The organism is Pseudaeromonas sp. HNCC25DJ180, assembly GCF_055413345.1.
In genome coordinates this window covers 86,064-100,741 of record NZ_JBVAYF010000001.1, presented here as the reverse complement: position 1 = coordinate 100,741, position 14,678 = coordinate 86,064, and the positions used below count along the sequence as shown (strand labels likewise).

Annotated in this window: 13 protein-coding genes and 5 tRNA genes; 14 read left to right on the top strand and 4 right to left on the bottom strand. The window is 57.2% G+C overall.

Annotation, left to right across the window (positions count from 1 at the left end):
* Nucleotides 1–106 precede the first annotated feature (106 nt).
* The 11 genes from alaS (at nt 107) to ACZYTD_RS00400 (ending at nt 7,837) form a co-directional block, all read left to right on the top strand.
* Nucleotides 107–2,731, top strand: coding sequence for an alanine--tRNA ligase (alaS, locus tag ACZYTD_RS00450; RefSeq protein WP_463887745.1), 2,625 nt, complete (start codon nt 107–109; stop codon nt 2,729–2,731).
* A 191-nt stretch (nt 2,732–2,922) separates the two neighbouring features.
* Complete coding sequence (locus tag ACZYTD_RS00445) at nt 2,923–3,417, top strand: ACT domain-containing protein (RefSeq protein WP_463887742.1); 495 nt, start codon at nt 2,923–2,925, stop codon at nt 3,415–3,417.
* Nucleotides 3,418–3,518: 101 nt separating this feature from the next.
* Nucleotides 3,519–3,716, top strand: coding sequence for a carbon storage regulator CsrA (gene csrA, locus ACZYTD_RS00440; protein ID WP_463887739.1), 198 nt, complete (start codon nt 3,519–3,521; stop codon nt 3,714–3,716).
* 182 nt (nt 3,717–3,898) lie between these two features.
* Nucleotides 3,899–3,991 (top strand) — tRNA-Ser (locus ACZYTD_RS00435).
* 8 nt (nt 3,992–3,999) lie between these two features.
* A tRNA-Arg gene (locus ACZYTD_RS00430) sits at nt 4,000–4,076 on the top strand.
* 31 nt (nt 4,077–4,107) lie between these two features.
* Nucleotides 4,108–4,184, top strand: a tRNA-Arg gene (locus tag ACZYTD_RS00425).
* 33 nt (nt 4,185–4,217) lie between these two features.
* Nucleotides 4,218–4,294: transfer RNA gene (locus tag ACZYTD_RS00420), tRNA-Arg, on the top strand.
* Nucleotides 4,295–4,326: 32 nt separating this feature from the next.
* A tRNA-Arg gene (locus tag ACZYTD_RS00415) sits at nt 4,327–4,403 on the top strand.
* Between the two features lie 185 nt (nt 4,404–4,588).
* The gene (locus tag ACZYTD_RS00410; protein ID WP_463887737.1) at nt 4,589–4,873 is read left to right on the top strand and encodes an OadG family protein; all 285 of its coding nucleotides are present in this window, start codon (nt 4,589–4,591) and stop codon (nt 4,871–4,873) included.
* Nucleotides 4,870–6,681 carry a sodium-extruding oxaloacetate decarboxylase subunit alpha gene (oadA, locus tag ACZYTD_RS00405; protein WP_463887735.1) on the top strand — a complete coding sequence of 604 codons (1,812 nt, stop codon included), beginning with the start codon at nt 4,870–4,872 and terminating at the stop codon, nt 6,679–6,681. Before ACZYTD_RS00410 ends, oadA begins: the two co-directional genes overlap by 4 nt.
* Nucleotides 6,682–6,706: 25 nt before the next feature.
* On the top strand, nt 6,707–7,837 hold the full coding sequence (locus ACZYTD_RS00400; protein ID WP_463887732.1) for a sodium ion-translocating decarboxylase subunit beta: 1,131 nt from the start codon (nt 6,707–6,709) through the stop codon (nt 7,835–7,837).
* Nucleotides 7,838–7,898: 61 nt separating this feature from the next.
* Here ACZYTD_RS00400 and ACZYTD_RS00395 read toward each other — a convergent pair whose 3' ends face one another.
* The gene (locus tag ACZYTD_RS00395) at nt 7,899–8,792 is read right to left on the bottom strand and encodes a Tim44 domain-containing protein (RefSeq protein ID WP_463887730.1); all 894 of its coding nucleotides are present in this window, start codon (nt 8,790–8,792) and stop codon (nt 7,899–7,901) included.
* A 224-nt stretch (nt 8,793–9,016) separates the two neighbouring features.
* On the opposite strand from ACZYTD_RS00395, the gene dnaB reads away from it, so the two are divergent.
* Nucleotides 9,017–10,414 (top strand): replicative DNA helicase, encoded by a 1,398-nt coding sequence (dnaB, locus tag ACZYTD_RS00390; RefSeq protein ID WP_463887728.1) that lies wholly within the window; start codon nt 9,017–9,019, stop codon nt 10,412–10,414.
* Nucleotides 10,415–10,423: 9 nt separating this feature from the next.
* The gene (gene alr / locus ACZYTD_RS00385; protein ID WP_463887725.1) at nt 10,424–11,497 is read left to right on the top strand and encodes an alanine racemase; all 1,074 of its coding nucleotides are present in this window, start codon (nt 10,424–10,426) and stop codon (nt 11,495–11,497) included.
* A 55-nt stretch (nt 11,498–11,552) separates the two neighbouring features.
* Here the strand turns inward: alr and ACZYTD_RS00380 are convergent, their stop codons facing one another.
* From ACZYTD_RS00380 to ACZYTD_RS00370, 3 genes are all read right to left on the bottom strand, one after another.
* Nucleotides 11,553–11,789, bottom strand: coding sequence for a hypothetical protein (locus ACZYTD_RS00380; RefSeq protein WP_463887723.1), 237 nt, complete (start codon nt 11,787–11,789; stop codon nt 11,553–11,555).
* Between the two features lie 44 nt (nt 11,790–11,833).
* The gene (locus ACZYTD_RS00375; RefSeq protein ID WP_463887721.1) at nt 11,834–12,295 is read right to left on the bottom strand and encodes a chemotaxis protein CheX; all 462 of its coding nucleotides are present in this window, start codon (nt 12,293–12,295) and stop codon (nt 11,834–11,836) included.
* A gap of 241 nt (nt 12,296–12,536) precedes the next feature.
* Nucleotides 12,537–13,313 carry a bestrophin-like domain gene (locus ACZYTD_RS00370; protein WP_463887719.1) on the bottom strand — a complete coding sequence of 259 codons (777 nt, stop codon included), beginning with the start codon at nt 13,311–13,313 and terminating at the stop codon, nt 12,537–12,539.
* A gap of 341 nt (nt 13,314–13,654) precedes the next feature.
* Between ACZYTD_RS00370 and dusA the strand changes: the two genes are divergently transcribed.
* Complete coding sequence (gene dusA, locus ACZYTD_RS00365) at nt 13,655–14,671, top strand: tRNA dihydrouridine(20/20a) synthase DusA (protein WP_463887717.1); 1,017 nt, start codon at nt 13,655–13,657, stop codon at nt 14,669–14,671.
* The last annotated feature ends 7 nt before the right edge of the window (nt 14,672–14,678 follow it).

The window sequence follows — 14,678 nt, the reverse complement described above, 5'->3', positions numbered from 1 at the left end:
CCTTCCTGCCTACCTTTTCCTGCTCTTGGTTTTACTTTAGTCGGGATAACTTTTAAATTATGCCAATTAAGTTTTTACCCCATTTCAGAACCAAGCAGGTTTATACATGCACATGTCTACATCTGAGATCCGCACTGCGTTTCTCGAGTACTTTCGTTCCGAGGGCCACCAGGTGGTCTCTTCCAGCTCATTGGTCCCCCATAACGATCCAACCCTGCTGTTTACCAACGCCGGGATGAACCAGTTCAAGGATGTGTTTTTGGGCAGTGATGTGCGCTCGTATAGTCGCGCCGTCTCCTCTCAGCGTTGCGTGCGAGCCGGTGGTAAACACAATGACCTGGATAATGTGGGTTATACCGCACGTCACCATACCTTCTTCGAGATGCTGGGTAACTTCAGCTTTGGTGACTATTTCAAGCGCGATGCGATTCTTTACGCGTGGAAGTTTTTGACCTCTGTACTGCAATTGCCTAAAGAGAAGCTGCTGGTCACCGTCTATGCCACCGATGATGAAGCCTACGATATCTGGGCTAACGAGGTCGGTGTGCCCGCTGAGCGCATAGTGCGCATCGGGGATAACAAGGGGGCCCCTTACGCTTCCGACAACTTCTGGCAGATGGGCGATACCGGTCCATGTGGCCCCTGCACCGAAATTTTCTATGACCATGGCGCCGATATCTGGGGTGGCCCACCTGGTTCTGCAGAAGAAGATGGCGATCGTTTCATCGAGATCTGGAACGTGGTCTTCATGCAATTCAACCGTCAGGCTGACGGGACTCTGGAGCCGCTGCCCCGTCCTTCCGTGGATACCGGCATGGGTCTGGAGCGGATCTCGGCCATCATGCAGGGTGTGCACTCTAACTATGAGATTGATATCTTCCAGGCGCTGATCAAAAAGGCAGCGGCTATTGTCGGTATCAATGACCTGGCCAATAAGTCTCTGCGCGTCATCGCCGACCACATTCGCTCCTGCTCTTTCCTCATCGCCGATGGCGTCATGCCCTCCAACGAAGGTCGTGGCTATGTGCTGCGCCGGGTGATTCGTCGCGCCGTACGCCATGGCCGCAAGCTGGGGGCGCAGGATGTGTTCTTCTTCCAGTTGGTAGCCGAATTGGCTGAGCAGATGAGCGATGCCTACCCTGAGCTCAAGCGTCAACAACCTGTGATTGAGCGTGTGCTCAAGCAGGAAGAAGAGCAGTTTGTGCGGACGCTGGATCGTGGTTTGGCGCTATTGGAAGAGGCCTTGGCTGAGCTGGGTGAGAGCAAGCTGGTGCCAGGTGCTGTGGTCTTCAAGTTGTATGATACCTATGGTTTCCCTGCCGATCTGACGGCCGATGTGGTGCGGGATCGCGACTACACCATAGATGAGGCGGGTTTCCAATCCGAGATGGAGAAACAGCGGGAGCGCGCCAAGGGCGCATCCAACTTTGCCATGGATTACAACAAGCGCCTGAAGATCGATCAGGAGAGTCGCTTCATCGGTTATGAACAGCTGGTGGCGGAAGAGGCGATCACCCTGCTCATCCAACAAGATGAACAGGTTGGTGTGATCCATGAAGGGGAAGAGGCCCTGGTGGTACTGGCCAATACCCCTTTCTATGCTGAATCTGGCGGTCAGTTGGGCGATACGGGATTGTTGCATCAAGGCAATAATGTCTTCGCTGTGACCGAGACCCTGAAGCTGGGGCAGGCCATCATCCATAAGGGCTATGTCGAGCGTGGCGAATTCCATCTCAACGATCGGGTGCTGGCCGAGGTGGACGAGGATCGTCGTCAGGCAACCGCGGTACACCATTCGGTGACCCACCTGCTACATGCCGCACTGCGTCACGTATTAGGTGACCATGTGGCGCAGAAGGGGTCTCAGGTTGGGCCTGATCGTCTACGCTTTGACTTCTCCCACTTTGAGCCCATAACCACAGCCACGATTCGTCGGGTGGAAGAGCTGGTGAATGGCCAGATCCGCAAGAATAACGAGATCGCCACTCGTCTGATGTCAATCGACGATGCCAAGGGTAGTGGTGCCATGGCGCTGTTTGGTGAGAAGTATGACGAGGAAGTGCGCGTCGTCGGTATGGGAGAGTTCTCCACCGAGCTGTGTGGGGGTACCCATGCCAAGCGCACCGGTGATATCGGCTTCTTCAAGATCATTGCCGAGAGTGGGGTGGCGGCCGGGATACGCCGTATCGAGGCAGTGGCAGGAGAGTCTGCGATCAACTATATGCATCAACTCGGTGAGCAGATTGATGAAACGGCTTCCCTCATCAAAGGCGATCAATTCTCTATCGCCAGTAAGGTGCGTCAGTTTATGGATCGCACTCGTCTGCTGGAGCGCGAGGTCGAACAACTTAAGGCCAAGCTGGCGTCTCATGCGGGAGCCAATCTGCTAACTCAGGTGGTGAAGGTCAATGGCCAGCAGGTGTTGGTGGCCGAGCTGGAGGGGGTTGATCCCAAGAGCTTGCGCACCACGCTGGATGAGCTGAAAAATCGCCTGCACTCCGGTGTCTTGTTGCTGGCCGCTGTGGCCGATGGCAAGGTGAGCCTGATTGCCGGTGTGACGCCTGATCTAACGGGTAAGGTCAAGGCCGGTGAGCTGGTGAATCTGGTGGCGCAACAAGTGGGTGGTAAGGGTGGCGGGCGTCCCGATATGGCTCAGGCCGGTGGAACAGAGCCTGAGGCTTTGCCTGCGGCCCTGGAGCGCGTCATTCCTTGGCTGGAAGAGCGCCTGTAATTCGCTCTCGAGCTGCCTAGCTGCTCATATTTGGCGGCCCTCCGCTCGGCTCTCTGGAGCGGGTTGCCGTGGTCGCCTATGGTATGCCCGTGCTACTGCCGGCTGGAGGGCGTTTGTGGTTAAACCGCGGCGCCCTTACCTGTGCTCTCCCGCTTCTGTGAAGGAGCCCTCATCACTTGTGGAGATCCACCATGGGGTTGCCTTTGGGTGCCAACATAGTCTATACCCGTCATGAGGTGAGCCTGACGCTGTTGGGTTTGCCTGATGAGCCAAATCTGGTTGCCAGTGTGCTGGGGCCTATCAGTGACGCCAGTATTGACGTCGACATGATAGTGTCGAACCCCGTGGGCGATGGCCGCTGCGATTTTACGTTTACCGTGGCTCAGGCGGATTATCCTCAGGCTCATCTACTGATGACAGAGAGGGTCGCAACGCTGGGGGCTCGGGAGTTACAGAGCCATCAGCCACTGGTCAAGTTCGCCATTGTCAGTCCGGGGCTATGGGAGCATCCCGGTATCACCAGCAGCCTGTTTGCGGCCCTGGGTGGAGAAGGGATCGCTATCCAGCTGATTTCGAGCTCGGAGAGCAGACTGTCGCTGGTCGTTGAGGAGCCCTATCTTGAGCCAGCGCTCAGGGTTTTGCGTCACACCTTTGCTCTGGAGCAGGAGCTTGTTGGGGTAAAATAGGGTAAATACGTTAAATGGTGCGGTATTTCTTAATTTTTCTTGGCATTTCATGGATAATGCCTACTCATTAATCTGTTCCATCAGAACCAAGGAGCAACTGAATGCTGATTTTGACTCGTCGCGTGGGTGAGACCCTCATGATTGGTGACGATGTGACGGTGACTGTCCTGGGCGTCAAAGGTAACCAGGTTCGAATTGGGGTGAATGCGCCAAAGGAAGTCTCGGTGCACCGTGAAGAGATCTATATGCGGATCCAAGCCGAGAAAGGCGACGATGACGCGGTAGAAAGTAATTATTAAGCACAGAGGCGACCAGTAGGTCGCCTTTTGTTTATGTGCGCTTGGTGAGGTTTTTCCCGCAATTTTCCCCCCGGTTGTCTACTCGATGTGCGATTTGTCTAATTGCTGTGCGAACAGATAGTTGTGGGTAAAAAAAGTTTGACATATTTTCCCTGCACAGTAATATCTGCCCCGCAAACAACGGTGAGGTGGCCGAGAGGCTGAAGGCACTCCCCTGCTAAGGGAGCATGCGGTCAAAAGCTGCATCGAGGGTTCGAATCCCTCCCTCACCGCCATTTGCACTGCATCCGTAGCTCAGTTGGATAGAGTACTCGGCTACGAACCGAGTGGTCAGAGGTTCGAATCCTCTCGGATGCACCATATTCAGGACAGTCTATCCCCCCAGTTTTGTGCATCCGTAGCTCAGCTGGATAGAGTACTCGGCTACGAACCGAGTGGTCAGAGGTTCGAATCCTCTCGGATGCACCATTATTCATGACAATTTATCCCATCATTTTTTGTGCATCCGTAGCTCAGCTGGATAGAGTACTCGGCTACGAACCGAGTGGTCAGAGGTTCGAATCCTCTCGGATGCACCATTATTTAATACAGTCTATCCCCCCAGTTTTGTGCATCCGTAGCTCAGCTGGATAGAGTACTCGGCTACGAACCGAGTGGTCAGAGGTTCGAATCCTCTCGGATGCACCATCATTGCTAAAACGGGCCCTCATACGAGGGCCCGTTTTTTTATGCTTGCTAAGTCTGACTCTGCCCGTAGTCAGCGACTCCTTCTTTGCCGTGCTGTGAAGTAGTTCCCTCTTTTATCCCCAGTCTGTTCTACAGTGTTGGTATGTGGCTCCATTGGCGCTTGTCTTGTGGGGCAGGGGGGGCGTATGACAGCAGAACCGGTATTACTCATCGCAGCATTGAAACTGATGGGAATTGGCATGGGCTTTGTCTATCTCATGCTGGGTCTCATGGTATTGGCTATCAAGTTGCTGGCCTGGCTGGCTGGGCAAGATGAGGCTGTGATCGTCACTCAGGTGGCGCCACCTTGTACGGCTGGGGCTGTGACACCGGCCACCCTGGCGGCCATTGGGGCGGCGATTCACCACTACCAGACCAACTCATCGGCAGCTACCGCAACGACAGAGACTCACAGGGAGGAACGCAGATGATGCAACCTCTAGCCATCACCGAGCTGGTACTGCGCGATGCTCACCAATCTCTGCTGGCAACCCGGCTGCGGCTGGAGGAGATGCTGCCCATCGCTGCCAAACTGGATCAGGTTGGCTTCTGGTCCCTGGAGACTTGGGGAGGGGCCACCTTTGATGCCTGCATCCGTTATTTAGGGGAAGATCCCTGGCTGCGCCTGCGTGAACTCAAGGCTGCCATGCCGAATACGCCTCAGCAGATGCTGCTGCGTGGGCAAAACCTGTTGGGCTACCGTCATTATGCCGATGATCTGGTGACGCACTTTGTGGAGCGCGCTCATCACCATGGTATTGATGTGTTCCGCATCTTTGATGCCATGAATGATGTGCGTAACCTGCAGTGTGCGGTCAAGGCTACCCTGGCGGTTGGCGCCCACGCCCAGGGCACCCTCTGCTACACCACAAGTCCGGTACACCAACTGACGAATTGGGTGGATATGGCCAAGCGGCTGCAGGATCTGGGCTGCCACTCCCTCTGTATCAAGGATATGGCTGGCTTGCTTAAACCCTATGAGGCGGAGGCGTTGATCCAGGCCATCAAGGCCGAGGTGGATCTGCCGCTGGCACTGCATTGCCATGCCACCACAGGCTTGAGTCTGGCGACCCAGATGAAGGCCATTGAAGCCGGGGTTGATATTCTGGATACCGCCATCTCCACCATGAGCATGACCTATGGCCATTCGCCCACGGAAACTGTGGTGGCCATGCTGGAGGGGAGTGACCATGCCACCGGGCTAGGGCTGCCGCTGCTGGCTGAGATCGCCGATTACTTTCGCGAGGTACGCAAGAAGTACGCCCGCTTCGAAGGCGAGATGAGGGGGGTGGATTCGCGCATCCTGTTGGCCCAAGTGCCCGGCGGCATGCTGACCAATATGGAGAGCCAGCTCAAGGAGCAGGGCGCCGAGGCGCGTCTGGGAGAGGTACTCGCAGAGATACCCAAGGTGCGTGCCGATCTGGGCTATCTGCCCTTGGTGACACCGACGTCCCAGATAGTGGGTACCCAGGCGGTGTTGAATGTGCTGGCTGGTGAGCGTTATCAGACCATGACCAAGGAGACGGAGGCCATCTTACGCGGCGAATATGGCCTGGCCCCGGCGCCGTTCAATGCTCAGCTCCAGGCTCGCGTGTTACAGGGGGCATCGGCGATTAGCTGTCGGCCCGCGGATCTGCTGCCACCGGAGTGGGAGCGTCTTGGGGTCGTGCTGGCCGAGGAGGCGACTAAGTTGGGGTTAGATGCGAATAGGTTGGGCCCGGAAGAGCGGCTGACCTATGCCCTGTTTCCTGTGGTTGGTTTGAAATTCCTGGCGCATCGTGATGAGCCCGGCTTCTTTGAGGGGCGGCCGGAGCTGGCCGCGAGCGCCGCCGTTGTACCGCCTCGGCCGCAGGCCATCACTCCAGCTCAGGCGAACGCTCAGGGTCAGACTGTTTGCTACGATGTCCGGGTGGATGGCGTGTTGTACCAGGTGGAGGTAGCACCTAATGGTGCCCTGCAAGCGGTGCAAGCGGTGCAAGCGGTGCAAGCTATGCCAACCTTGGTTGCTCCGGCTAACGAAGCGCCGCTGCTGGCTCCCTTGGCTGGCAGCATAGTCAAGGTGCTGGCGCAGCCGGGCAGCATGCTGATGGCCGATGAGGTGGTGCTGGTGATGGAGGCAATGAAAATGGAGGCCGAGATCCGGGCTCCGCGAGCGGGGCGGTTACTGCGACTGGAGGTGCAAGTCGGTGCCGTGGTGCAGTTGGGTCAGCCTCTGGCCTGGTTTGCCGTGACCAGCTAGTAGAGGAATCAGCGAAGGAGCACCAATGGATGGTTTGTGGCTGTTGTGGCAGGAAACGGGGATTGCCAACTTTAGTTGGCAGCAGCTGTTGATGATAGCGGTGGGAGGGCTCCTGCTCTATCTGGCCATAGTGCGACAGTTTGAGCCCTTGCTGCTGCTACCCATAGGTTTTGGCGCCATCCTCGCCAACATTCCCAATGGCGGCTTCAGCGAGCCGGGTGGCTTTCTCTACTACATCTATCAGGTCGGGATAGTCTCCGGCGTGTTTCCACTGTTGATCTTCCTCGGCATAGGGGCTCTGACTGACTTCAGCAGCCTGTTGGCCAACCCCAAGACGCTACTGTTAGGGGCCGCGGCGCAGTTTGGCATCTTCGGCACCCTGGTGGGGGCTGTGCTGCTTAATCAGCTCCCTGGGTTTGCCTTCACCCTCAAGGAGGCCGCCTCCATCGCCATCATAGGTGGGGCGGATGGGCCGACCGCCATCTTCCTGACCAGCCGCCTGGCTCCCGATCTGTTGGGGGCGGTGGCGGTAGCGGCTTACTCCTATATGGCCCTGGTGCCCATTATCCAGCCGCCCATAATGCGAGCCCTGACCTCGGTGGCGGAGCGCAAGATCCGCATGCCTCAGCTCAGAGTCGTGAGCCGCAGGGAGCGCATCCTCTTTCCCCTGCTGCTGCTGGCGCTCTGTATTGTGCTGTTACCCGCCTCTTCCCCACTTATTGGCATGCTCTGTCTGGGCAACCTGCTACGGGAGTCTGGCGTGGTCGAGCGATTATCGCAAAGCGCACAGAACGAGGTGATCAATGTGGTGACCCTGTTGCTGGGGTTGGGGGTGGGGTCGAAACTGGCGGCGGCTACTTTTCTCACGCAACAGACGCTGGGTATCTTGTTGCTAGGAGCCATTGCCTTTGCCTTGGGTACGGCGGCGGGAGTATTGATGGGAAAATTGATGAACTGTTTCCCGGGCGATAAGGTGAATCCGCTCATCGGGGCGGCCGGGGTTTCAGCCGTGCCCATGTCGGCGCGGGTGGCCAACAAGGTGGGTCAGGAGGTCGATTCGCAAAACTTTCTGCTGATGCATGCCATGGGACCGAATGTGGCTGGCGTACTGGGGTCGGCGGTGGCGGCCGGGGTTTTGCTGGCGCTGCTCCAGTGACGGCTCACTCCCTATGAAAAGAGGTGGCCTAGGCCACCTCTTGTTTTCTACCGAGACGCAATCACTGCTCTATGCCCACCACATACCAGGGGGCACCGCTCTGGCGCAGATCCCGCTCCAGATGCCACACCTCCTTGATCGGCTCTTCTATGCCCTCCACGCTATCGCGGTAGCGGCCGGAGAACTTGACGCTGACTTGCGCCCAGTCGGCACCGTGATCGGCCCGCACCAGTTCGGCGTCCACAAACATCACCTCTGTGTGTTGCTCTCCGGCGTAGTTGCGGCGCTCCTCCGTCAGGGCATTGTAGAGCTCGGGGCTCACATACTCCTGGATCTTGGCCAGATCATTCACATTCCAGGCTTGTTGCAAACTGCGGTAGTGATCCCGCGCGCCGTTCAGGAACGGCTGCAGCTCAAACTCAGGCGGCAGGTTGAAGGGCACATCGGCAAAGCCTGAGCTGCTGGCCACTGGGCTAAAGCCGCCAGCCAGGGGGGCAGGCGTCACAGGCTCCACTGACGGGGGTGAGTAAGGGGCGTTGTAAGCGGCCCTCGGCTCACTCTGGCGTGTCATGGCGCCGGCCTTGGCCTGCATCATGCTGCGCACCAGTTTGAAGATGAGGAAGGCGACCCCGGCCATGATGATCATGTCCATGATCTGCAGTCCGGCAAAGGCGCCACTGCCGAACATCCAGGCCAGCAGCCCCCCGGCCAGCAGGCCGCCGAGCAGGCCGCCCATCATGCCGCCCATCATGCCCTTCTTGGCTCCCGCCGCCGCGGGTTGATTGGCCGCGGGCTTGCTGTTATTGACTGGCTGTGCCTGTTGGGAGGGTGCAGTTCGGTAACTCTTACCAAATGAGCGTGAACCACCAAACTTGGCGGCATTGGCATCGGCACCACTCAGGGCGAGAGTCAAGCTCACCAGGGCGACACCAAAGAGGGTAAACAATTTTCTCATATCGAGAGAGCCCTATGGGTTGAATAGTCATCGCCCATGCTACGGGGTAAGGCGCTGGAGTCAAGCCTGGTTGTAACTGGTTTGTTATTCGGTTTTCCCGAGTAATGGCGATTGATCAGGGGTCGGGAGTCGTTAGCTTAGTGCTGGTGTTGCTTGCCGCTTTTCGAACCAGGAAAAAAGGCCGATAATAGCTCCCCCTCCTTATTCATCCGGTGTTAGACGTAATGGCGCAGCCTTCCTCTGGGCAGAAAAAAGATCCGCGGCTCGAACAGCTGAAGATGCCTCCGCACTCCTTTGAAGCGGAACAGTCCGTACTGGGTGGGCTGATGCTGAATAATGAAGCCTGGGATCGGGTTGCCGAGCGGGTGGCGGAACATGATTTTTACAGCCGTCCTCATCGTCTGATCTTCGCCGGTATGACGCGTCTCTCGGCCCAGGGGTTGCCCATCGACCTCATCACGCTGCAAGAGGAGCTGGAGCGGCATGAGCAATTGGAGGCCGCAGGCGGGTTTGCCTACCTGGTGGAGATTGCCAAGAACACTCCCAGCGCCGCCAACATCAGCGCCTATGCCGAGATAGTGCGTGAACGCGCCGTGGTACGCGAGATGATCTCGGTCGCCAACGATATCGCCGAGTCAGGCTTCGATCCGCAAGGGCGTAATGCGGCGGATCTGCTGGATGAGGCCGAGAGCAAGGTGTTCAAGATCGCTGAGTCCCGTAGCAGTGCCAGCGACGGGCCCCAGTCCCTGAAGGTGGTGCTGGAGAAGACGGTCGACAAGATTGAGGAGTTGTTTCGTAAACCCCACAATGGCGTCACTGGCGTTTCATCTGGCTATTCCGATCTGGACAAGATGACCTCGGGCTTTCAGTCTTCCGATCTCATCATAGTGGCGGCCCGTCCCTCCATGGGTAAGACCACCTTTGCCATGAATCTGGTGGAGCATGCGGCGCTGACTCAGGATAAACCCGCCGTCATCTTCTCATTGGAAATGCCCTCCGAGCAGATCATCATGCGTATGCTGGCCTCCTTGGGGCGTATCGAGCAGACCCGGGTGCGAACTGGCCAACTGGATGATGATGATTGGGGACGCCTCTCTTCGACCATGGGCATGCTGCTGGAGAAGGGCAAGATGTATATCGATGATGCCTCCGGCCTTACCCCGACCGAGCTGCGCTCGCGCACCCGGCGCATAGCACGGGAACACGGCGGCATCAGTCTGGTCATGATCGACTACCTGCAGTTGATGCGAGTCCCCTCCCTGAGTGACAACCGGACTCTGGAGATCGCCGAGATCTCCCGTTCGTTGAAGGCCTTGGCCAAGGAGTTGCAAGTCCCGGTCATTGCCCTCTCTCAGCTCAACCGTAGTCTGGAGCAGCGGGCCGATAAGCGCCCGGTCAACTCTGACCTGCGGGAGTCGGGCTCAATCGAGCAAGATGCAGATCTCATCATGTTTATCTATCGGGATGAGGTCTACCACGATGACAGCCCGGACAAAGGGGTTGCCGAAATCATCATAGGTAAGCAACGTAACGGCCCCATCGGCAAGGTACGACTTACTTTCCAGGGGCAATTCTCGCGGTTTGATAACTACGCAGGCCCCGCTTACGACGACGATTACTAAGGACAAGCCATGAAAGCAGCAACGGCCCTGATCCACACCCAGGCTCTCCAGCACAATCTACGCATAGTGCGCGAGCAGGCGCCCACCGCTAAGGTGGTCGCGGTGGTGAAGGCCAATGCCTATGGCCACGGCCTCTTGCCGGTGGCGCGTACCCTGAAAGACGCCGATGCCTATGCGGTGGCTCGCATTGAAGAGGCGCTGAGCCTGCGCAGTGGTGGCATAGTCAAACCTGTGATCCTGCTCGAAGGCTTCTTCAGCGCCGATGATCTGCCCGTCCTGGCCGCTAACAACCTGCAGACGGCGGTTCACTCCTGGGAGCAATTAGAGGCATTGGAGCAGGCCGACTTGCCCCAGCCGATCCGTGCTTGGGTCAAGCTGGATACCGGCATGCATCGACTAGGGGTGCGTCCCGATGAGACCACTACCTTCTTTGCTCGCCTGGCCCAATGTAAGAATGTGGTACAGCCCTTCAACCTGATGACCCACTTCAGTTGCGCCGATGAGTTGGACAACCCCGCCACCCGCGAGCAGATCGAGCTCTTCAAGCGCCTGGCGCAGGGCATGGGCGGCGAGTGTGCGCTCTCTAACTCAGCAGGTGTGCTGGCCTGGAAAGAGGCGCATGCCGATTGGGTTCGCCCCGGCATCATGCTGTATGGCATTTCTCCCTTTCCGGATAAGGTCGGCGCCGATCATGGGTTGCAACCTGTCATGACCCTCAAGAGCACCCTCATCGCCGTGCGCGAGGCCAAGGCCGGAGAGAAGGTGGGGTATGGCGCTAACTGGACGACCCAGCGTGACACGCGTCTTGGCGTGATCGCCATGGGCTATGGTGATGGTTATCCTCGGATGGCTCCCAATGGTACACCCGTATTGGTCAATGGCCGGCTGGTGCCCACCGCCGGACGTGTCTCTATGGATATGATGACGGTGGATCTTGGCCCTGGTGCGAGCGATAAAGTCGGGGACGAGGTGACACTGTGGGGCGAGGGCTTGCCTGTGGAGGTGGTGGCCGATCATGTGGGCACCATCCCCTATGAGCTGGTGACCAAGCTGACACCGCGCGTGATACTGGATTTTGTCTGAGTACAGATAGCAAAAGAGCCGACAAGTCGGCTCTTTTGCTAATCAGATAACCTGCTTACATCAAGGTCTTGGCCTTGGATTCGAACGCTTTCTTTTCATGAGCTTGCTGCTTGAAGGTGAGGGTACCCGGTGTCCAGTAAAAATAAAACCAGGGTTTCTCGGTCTGCCACTGAGGGAAGATGATCTCGATACTGTTATCTGCCGTCTTGTAAATCGAGGCCTCGATGTTAATTTGCGAGGCGATCAAGGCGATCACTGTGGCCAGCAGGGCCCACTTCATCACTTTAAACACGCTTGTTCCACTCCCTAGCCGTGATTAGATGGCTTATCTTGCCGTTATTCGAAGCATATTTCGATACATGCTTTGCCAAATTCACTCTCAAATGGCATCAAGAGCTTAATGCTATCAGCCTTATGGGTGATGGTGTGATTAGTGCCAGATACCACTATCGGGGTGGCCATATCGAAATCATATCCCTTCTCTGCCAGCATACGTTTGGCACCACCTGTAACCATGTTGGTGATTTCACCCACCATATCGGTCACTTCTTCATTGATGGTGGTTGGGGCTTCACCCAGCATGCGGCGCATAACCTCCAGGGCTAGACTTTTTTCGAAGCTGATGGAGAAGGAGCCGCGGCTCTGGGGGCCGACCAGGCCGATCAAGCCGGAAACATCACCTCGTGCCAGCTCATCACTCTTCTTGCGCGGAGCGCCGGGTTTGAGCTCGAGTTGAGCCATGGTGTTCATCACATTGATGAGTGACAGCAGAAAAGGATTTACGAATTCGGCGCGCATGTTCTTCCCCAGTAGTGAGCCAGCTTGAGATAGGAGAGTCGTAACGCTCGAGTCACAACACAAGCTGGCTGAACAATTCTCTCCTGCCAGGCATCGAGCATGCCGAGTCGAGATAAAGATCTGTGATCTTCTAAAAGTCTACCATATAGCATGCCAACATAGCGTGACAACACTCATTATTAGAATCGCCTAGGCTACTCTTTTACTTGGCATTTTGTGTCTTGCGGAACCAGGCTTCTCATCACATGCTCTGCTGCAACTCCTTCAGTACCAGATCGGCGCTATTGACCCGGATCAGCCCCAGACGGGGAAACTCCAGATCGACAATCACATACATAGCCAAGGCCATGATGGTAGCGAAGGCCACATGATGTAACCAACTGCGAGCCCGGTTAGCCGCCATTTCATAACCAATCAGCAGCGAGCCGATGAGGCTCAGTACCAGCAATAGCAGAAAGACCACGGCAGGGGGGTGATTTTGCGTCGCCATGTGTTGGGTTGTGGTGATGTCAAACATCTCATTGAGCGCCGGTAACAGCAGCATGGCTGATTGAGGCGCCGCGCCAGCTTGCTGGCTGGCCGTCACCGCCAGAGTCCAGATCCTGCTCTGCAGTTGTTGGCTGGCAGCCAGGCGTTGCAGGGTCAAGCTGAAGTCCTGGGCTTCGCTATAGACCTGGGCGCGGAGCTTGGTGTAGTCACGAAACAGGGGGCGCAGGGTCATCTGGTCTTGGCTTGCCAGTAACTCTAGCCTCAGGTAGGCGGTGCCTATGGCATTGGCTTCCTCTGTGGTGAGATGACGTCTCTGCTCAAAGCGTTCGGCCGCTCCCGAGAAGGTGAAGGCAATCAAGAGACCCAGTAGGCCGAACACGGCGCCCTCAGCTGTGCCTGCACCTCGCGCCAGGCCGCCCTGACCGCGAGCCAGTTGGTGGCGACCAATGCGTCGACCGAGTTCGAGAAACAGTAACAAGGCGGCAATGAGCGCCACTATGCAGAGGACCGCAAGCTGTGATAGATCCATACGAGCTCCAAGGCTTGAGGCTAAACATGACTTCCTATAACGATAGTGTTTTTTGCGGTATTTGCCGTGGTCGCGGGGATCAATAATTAGCCGTTAGCATGGAGAGCTCCATACGTCACTCACTGGCTGAGTCACTGTGGCGTGCCTCTCGGCACTTTTTCCGAATGGCTGTGATTCAAGGTAAACTAGCGGCCTGACTCCGCGACTTGCACCCTCATCGACATAGTACGGCTCGGCTGCCTTCCTGCCCTTTGGGTGAGTTGTCGCCGCGAGGTGGGCGGGTAGCGCCATGCTCCATGGCAGGTAGCGGACCGATAATTAGCGTAACCAGTGGAATCGACATGATCGCAAACTCCTCGGCGGGCAATGCAACTCCCGCTTCCGGCTCTACCTACCCCGCCCTGCGTTTTTCGGTGGCTCCCATGCTTGACTGGACGGATCGCCACTGTCGCTATTTTCTGCGCCAGCTCAGTCGGCATACTCTGCTCTATACCGAGATGGTGACAACTGGAGCCATACTGCAGGGGCGAGGGGATTACCTGGCCTATCATGAGGCCGAGCATCCCCTGGCCCTGCAACTGGGGGGGAGTGAGCCGACTGATTTGGCACAATGCGCCAAGCTTGCCGAGGCGCGGGGTTACGATGAGGTCAATTTGAACGTCGGCTGTCCTTCGGATCGGGTACAGAATGGTCGCTTCGGTGCCTGTCTGATGGCTTCACCTGATTTGGTGGCAGAGTGTGTGGCGGCGATGCGGGCCGAGGTGGCGATCCCCGTGACGGTGAAGAGCCGCATCGGCATTGATGAGCTGGATTCCTATGATTTCTTGCGCGCCTTTCTGGATCGGGTGAGTGCAGCAGGGTGTGACACCTTCATTTTGCATGCGCGCAAAGCCTGGCTCAGTGGTCTGAGCCCCAAGGAGAATCGCGAGATCCCGCCACTCAATTATGAGCGGGTCTATCAGGTCAAGCGGGACTATCCTCACCTGACCATAGCCATCAATGGTGGCATCGCCAGTATGGCAGAGGTGCAGAGTCACCTGGCGCAGGTAGACGGCGTCATGGTGGGGCGTGAGGCCTATCAGAACCCCTATCTGTTGGCACAGGTTGATCGAGAGGTGTTTGGCGACAACACCCCCATTCCCTCCCGGCATGAGGTGGTGCGTCGCATGTTCCCCTACATAGAGCAGGAGCTGGCCAAGGGTAATCATCTCTCCCATATTACCCGTCATATGCTGGGTCTGTTTCAAGGGCTGCCGGGGGCGCGGGCCTGGCGTCGTCACCTGAGTGAGCAGGCGTGCCGGCCTGGGGCTGATGTCGCCGTATTACGGGCGGCCATGGCTCATGTGGCCGAAGCATAGTCAAAAG

Coding starts and splice junctions, on each gene's coding strand:
- ACZYTD_RS00410 (WP_463887737.1), top strand. CDS start 4,589: ATGACAGCAGAACCGGTATTACTCATCGCAGCATTGAAACTGATGGGA.
- csrA (WP_463887739.1), top strand. CDS start 3,519: ATGCTGATTTTGACTCGTCGCGTGGGTGAGACCCTCATGATTGGTGAC.
- ACZYTD_RS00445 (WP_463887742.1), top strand. CDS start 2,923: ATGGGGTTGCCTTTGGGTGCCAACATAGTCTATACCCGTCATGAGGTG.
- ACZYTD_RS00400 (WP_463887732.1), top strand. CDS start 6,707: ATGGATGGTTTGTGGCTGTTGTGGCAGGAAACGGGGATTGCCAACTTT.
- alaS (WP_463887745.1), top strand. CDS start 107: ATGCACATGTCTACATCTGAGATCCGCACTGCGTTTCTCGAGTACTTT.
- ACZYTD_RS00375 (WP_463887721.1), bottom strand. CDS start 12,295: ATGCGCGCCGAATTCGTAAATCCTTTTCTGCTGTCACTCATCAATGTG.
- ACZYTD_RS00395 (WP_463887730.1), bottom strand. CDS start 8,792: ATGAGAAAATTGTTTACCCTCTTTGGTGTCGCCCTGGTGAGCTTGACT.
- ACZYTD_RS00370 (WP_463887719.1), bottom strand. CDS start 13,313: ATGGATCTATCACAGCTTGCGGTCCTCTGCATAGTGGCGCTCATTGCC.
- dnaB (WP_463887728.1), top strand. CDS start 9,017: ATGGCGCAGCCTTCCTCTGGGCAGAAAAAAGATCCGCGGCTCGAACAG.
- alr (WP_463887725.1), top strand. CDS start 10,424: ATGAAAGCAGCAACGGCCCTGATCCACACCCAGGCTCTCCAGCACAAT.
- oadA (WP_463887735.1), top strand. CDS start 4,870: ATGATGCAACCTCTAGCCATCACCGAGCTGGTACTGCGCGATGCTCAC.
- dusA (WP_463887717.1), top strand. CDS start 13,655: ATGATCGCAAACTCCTCGGCGGGCAATGCAACTCCCGCTTCCGGCTCT.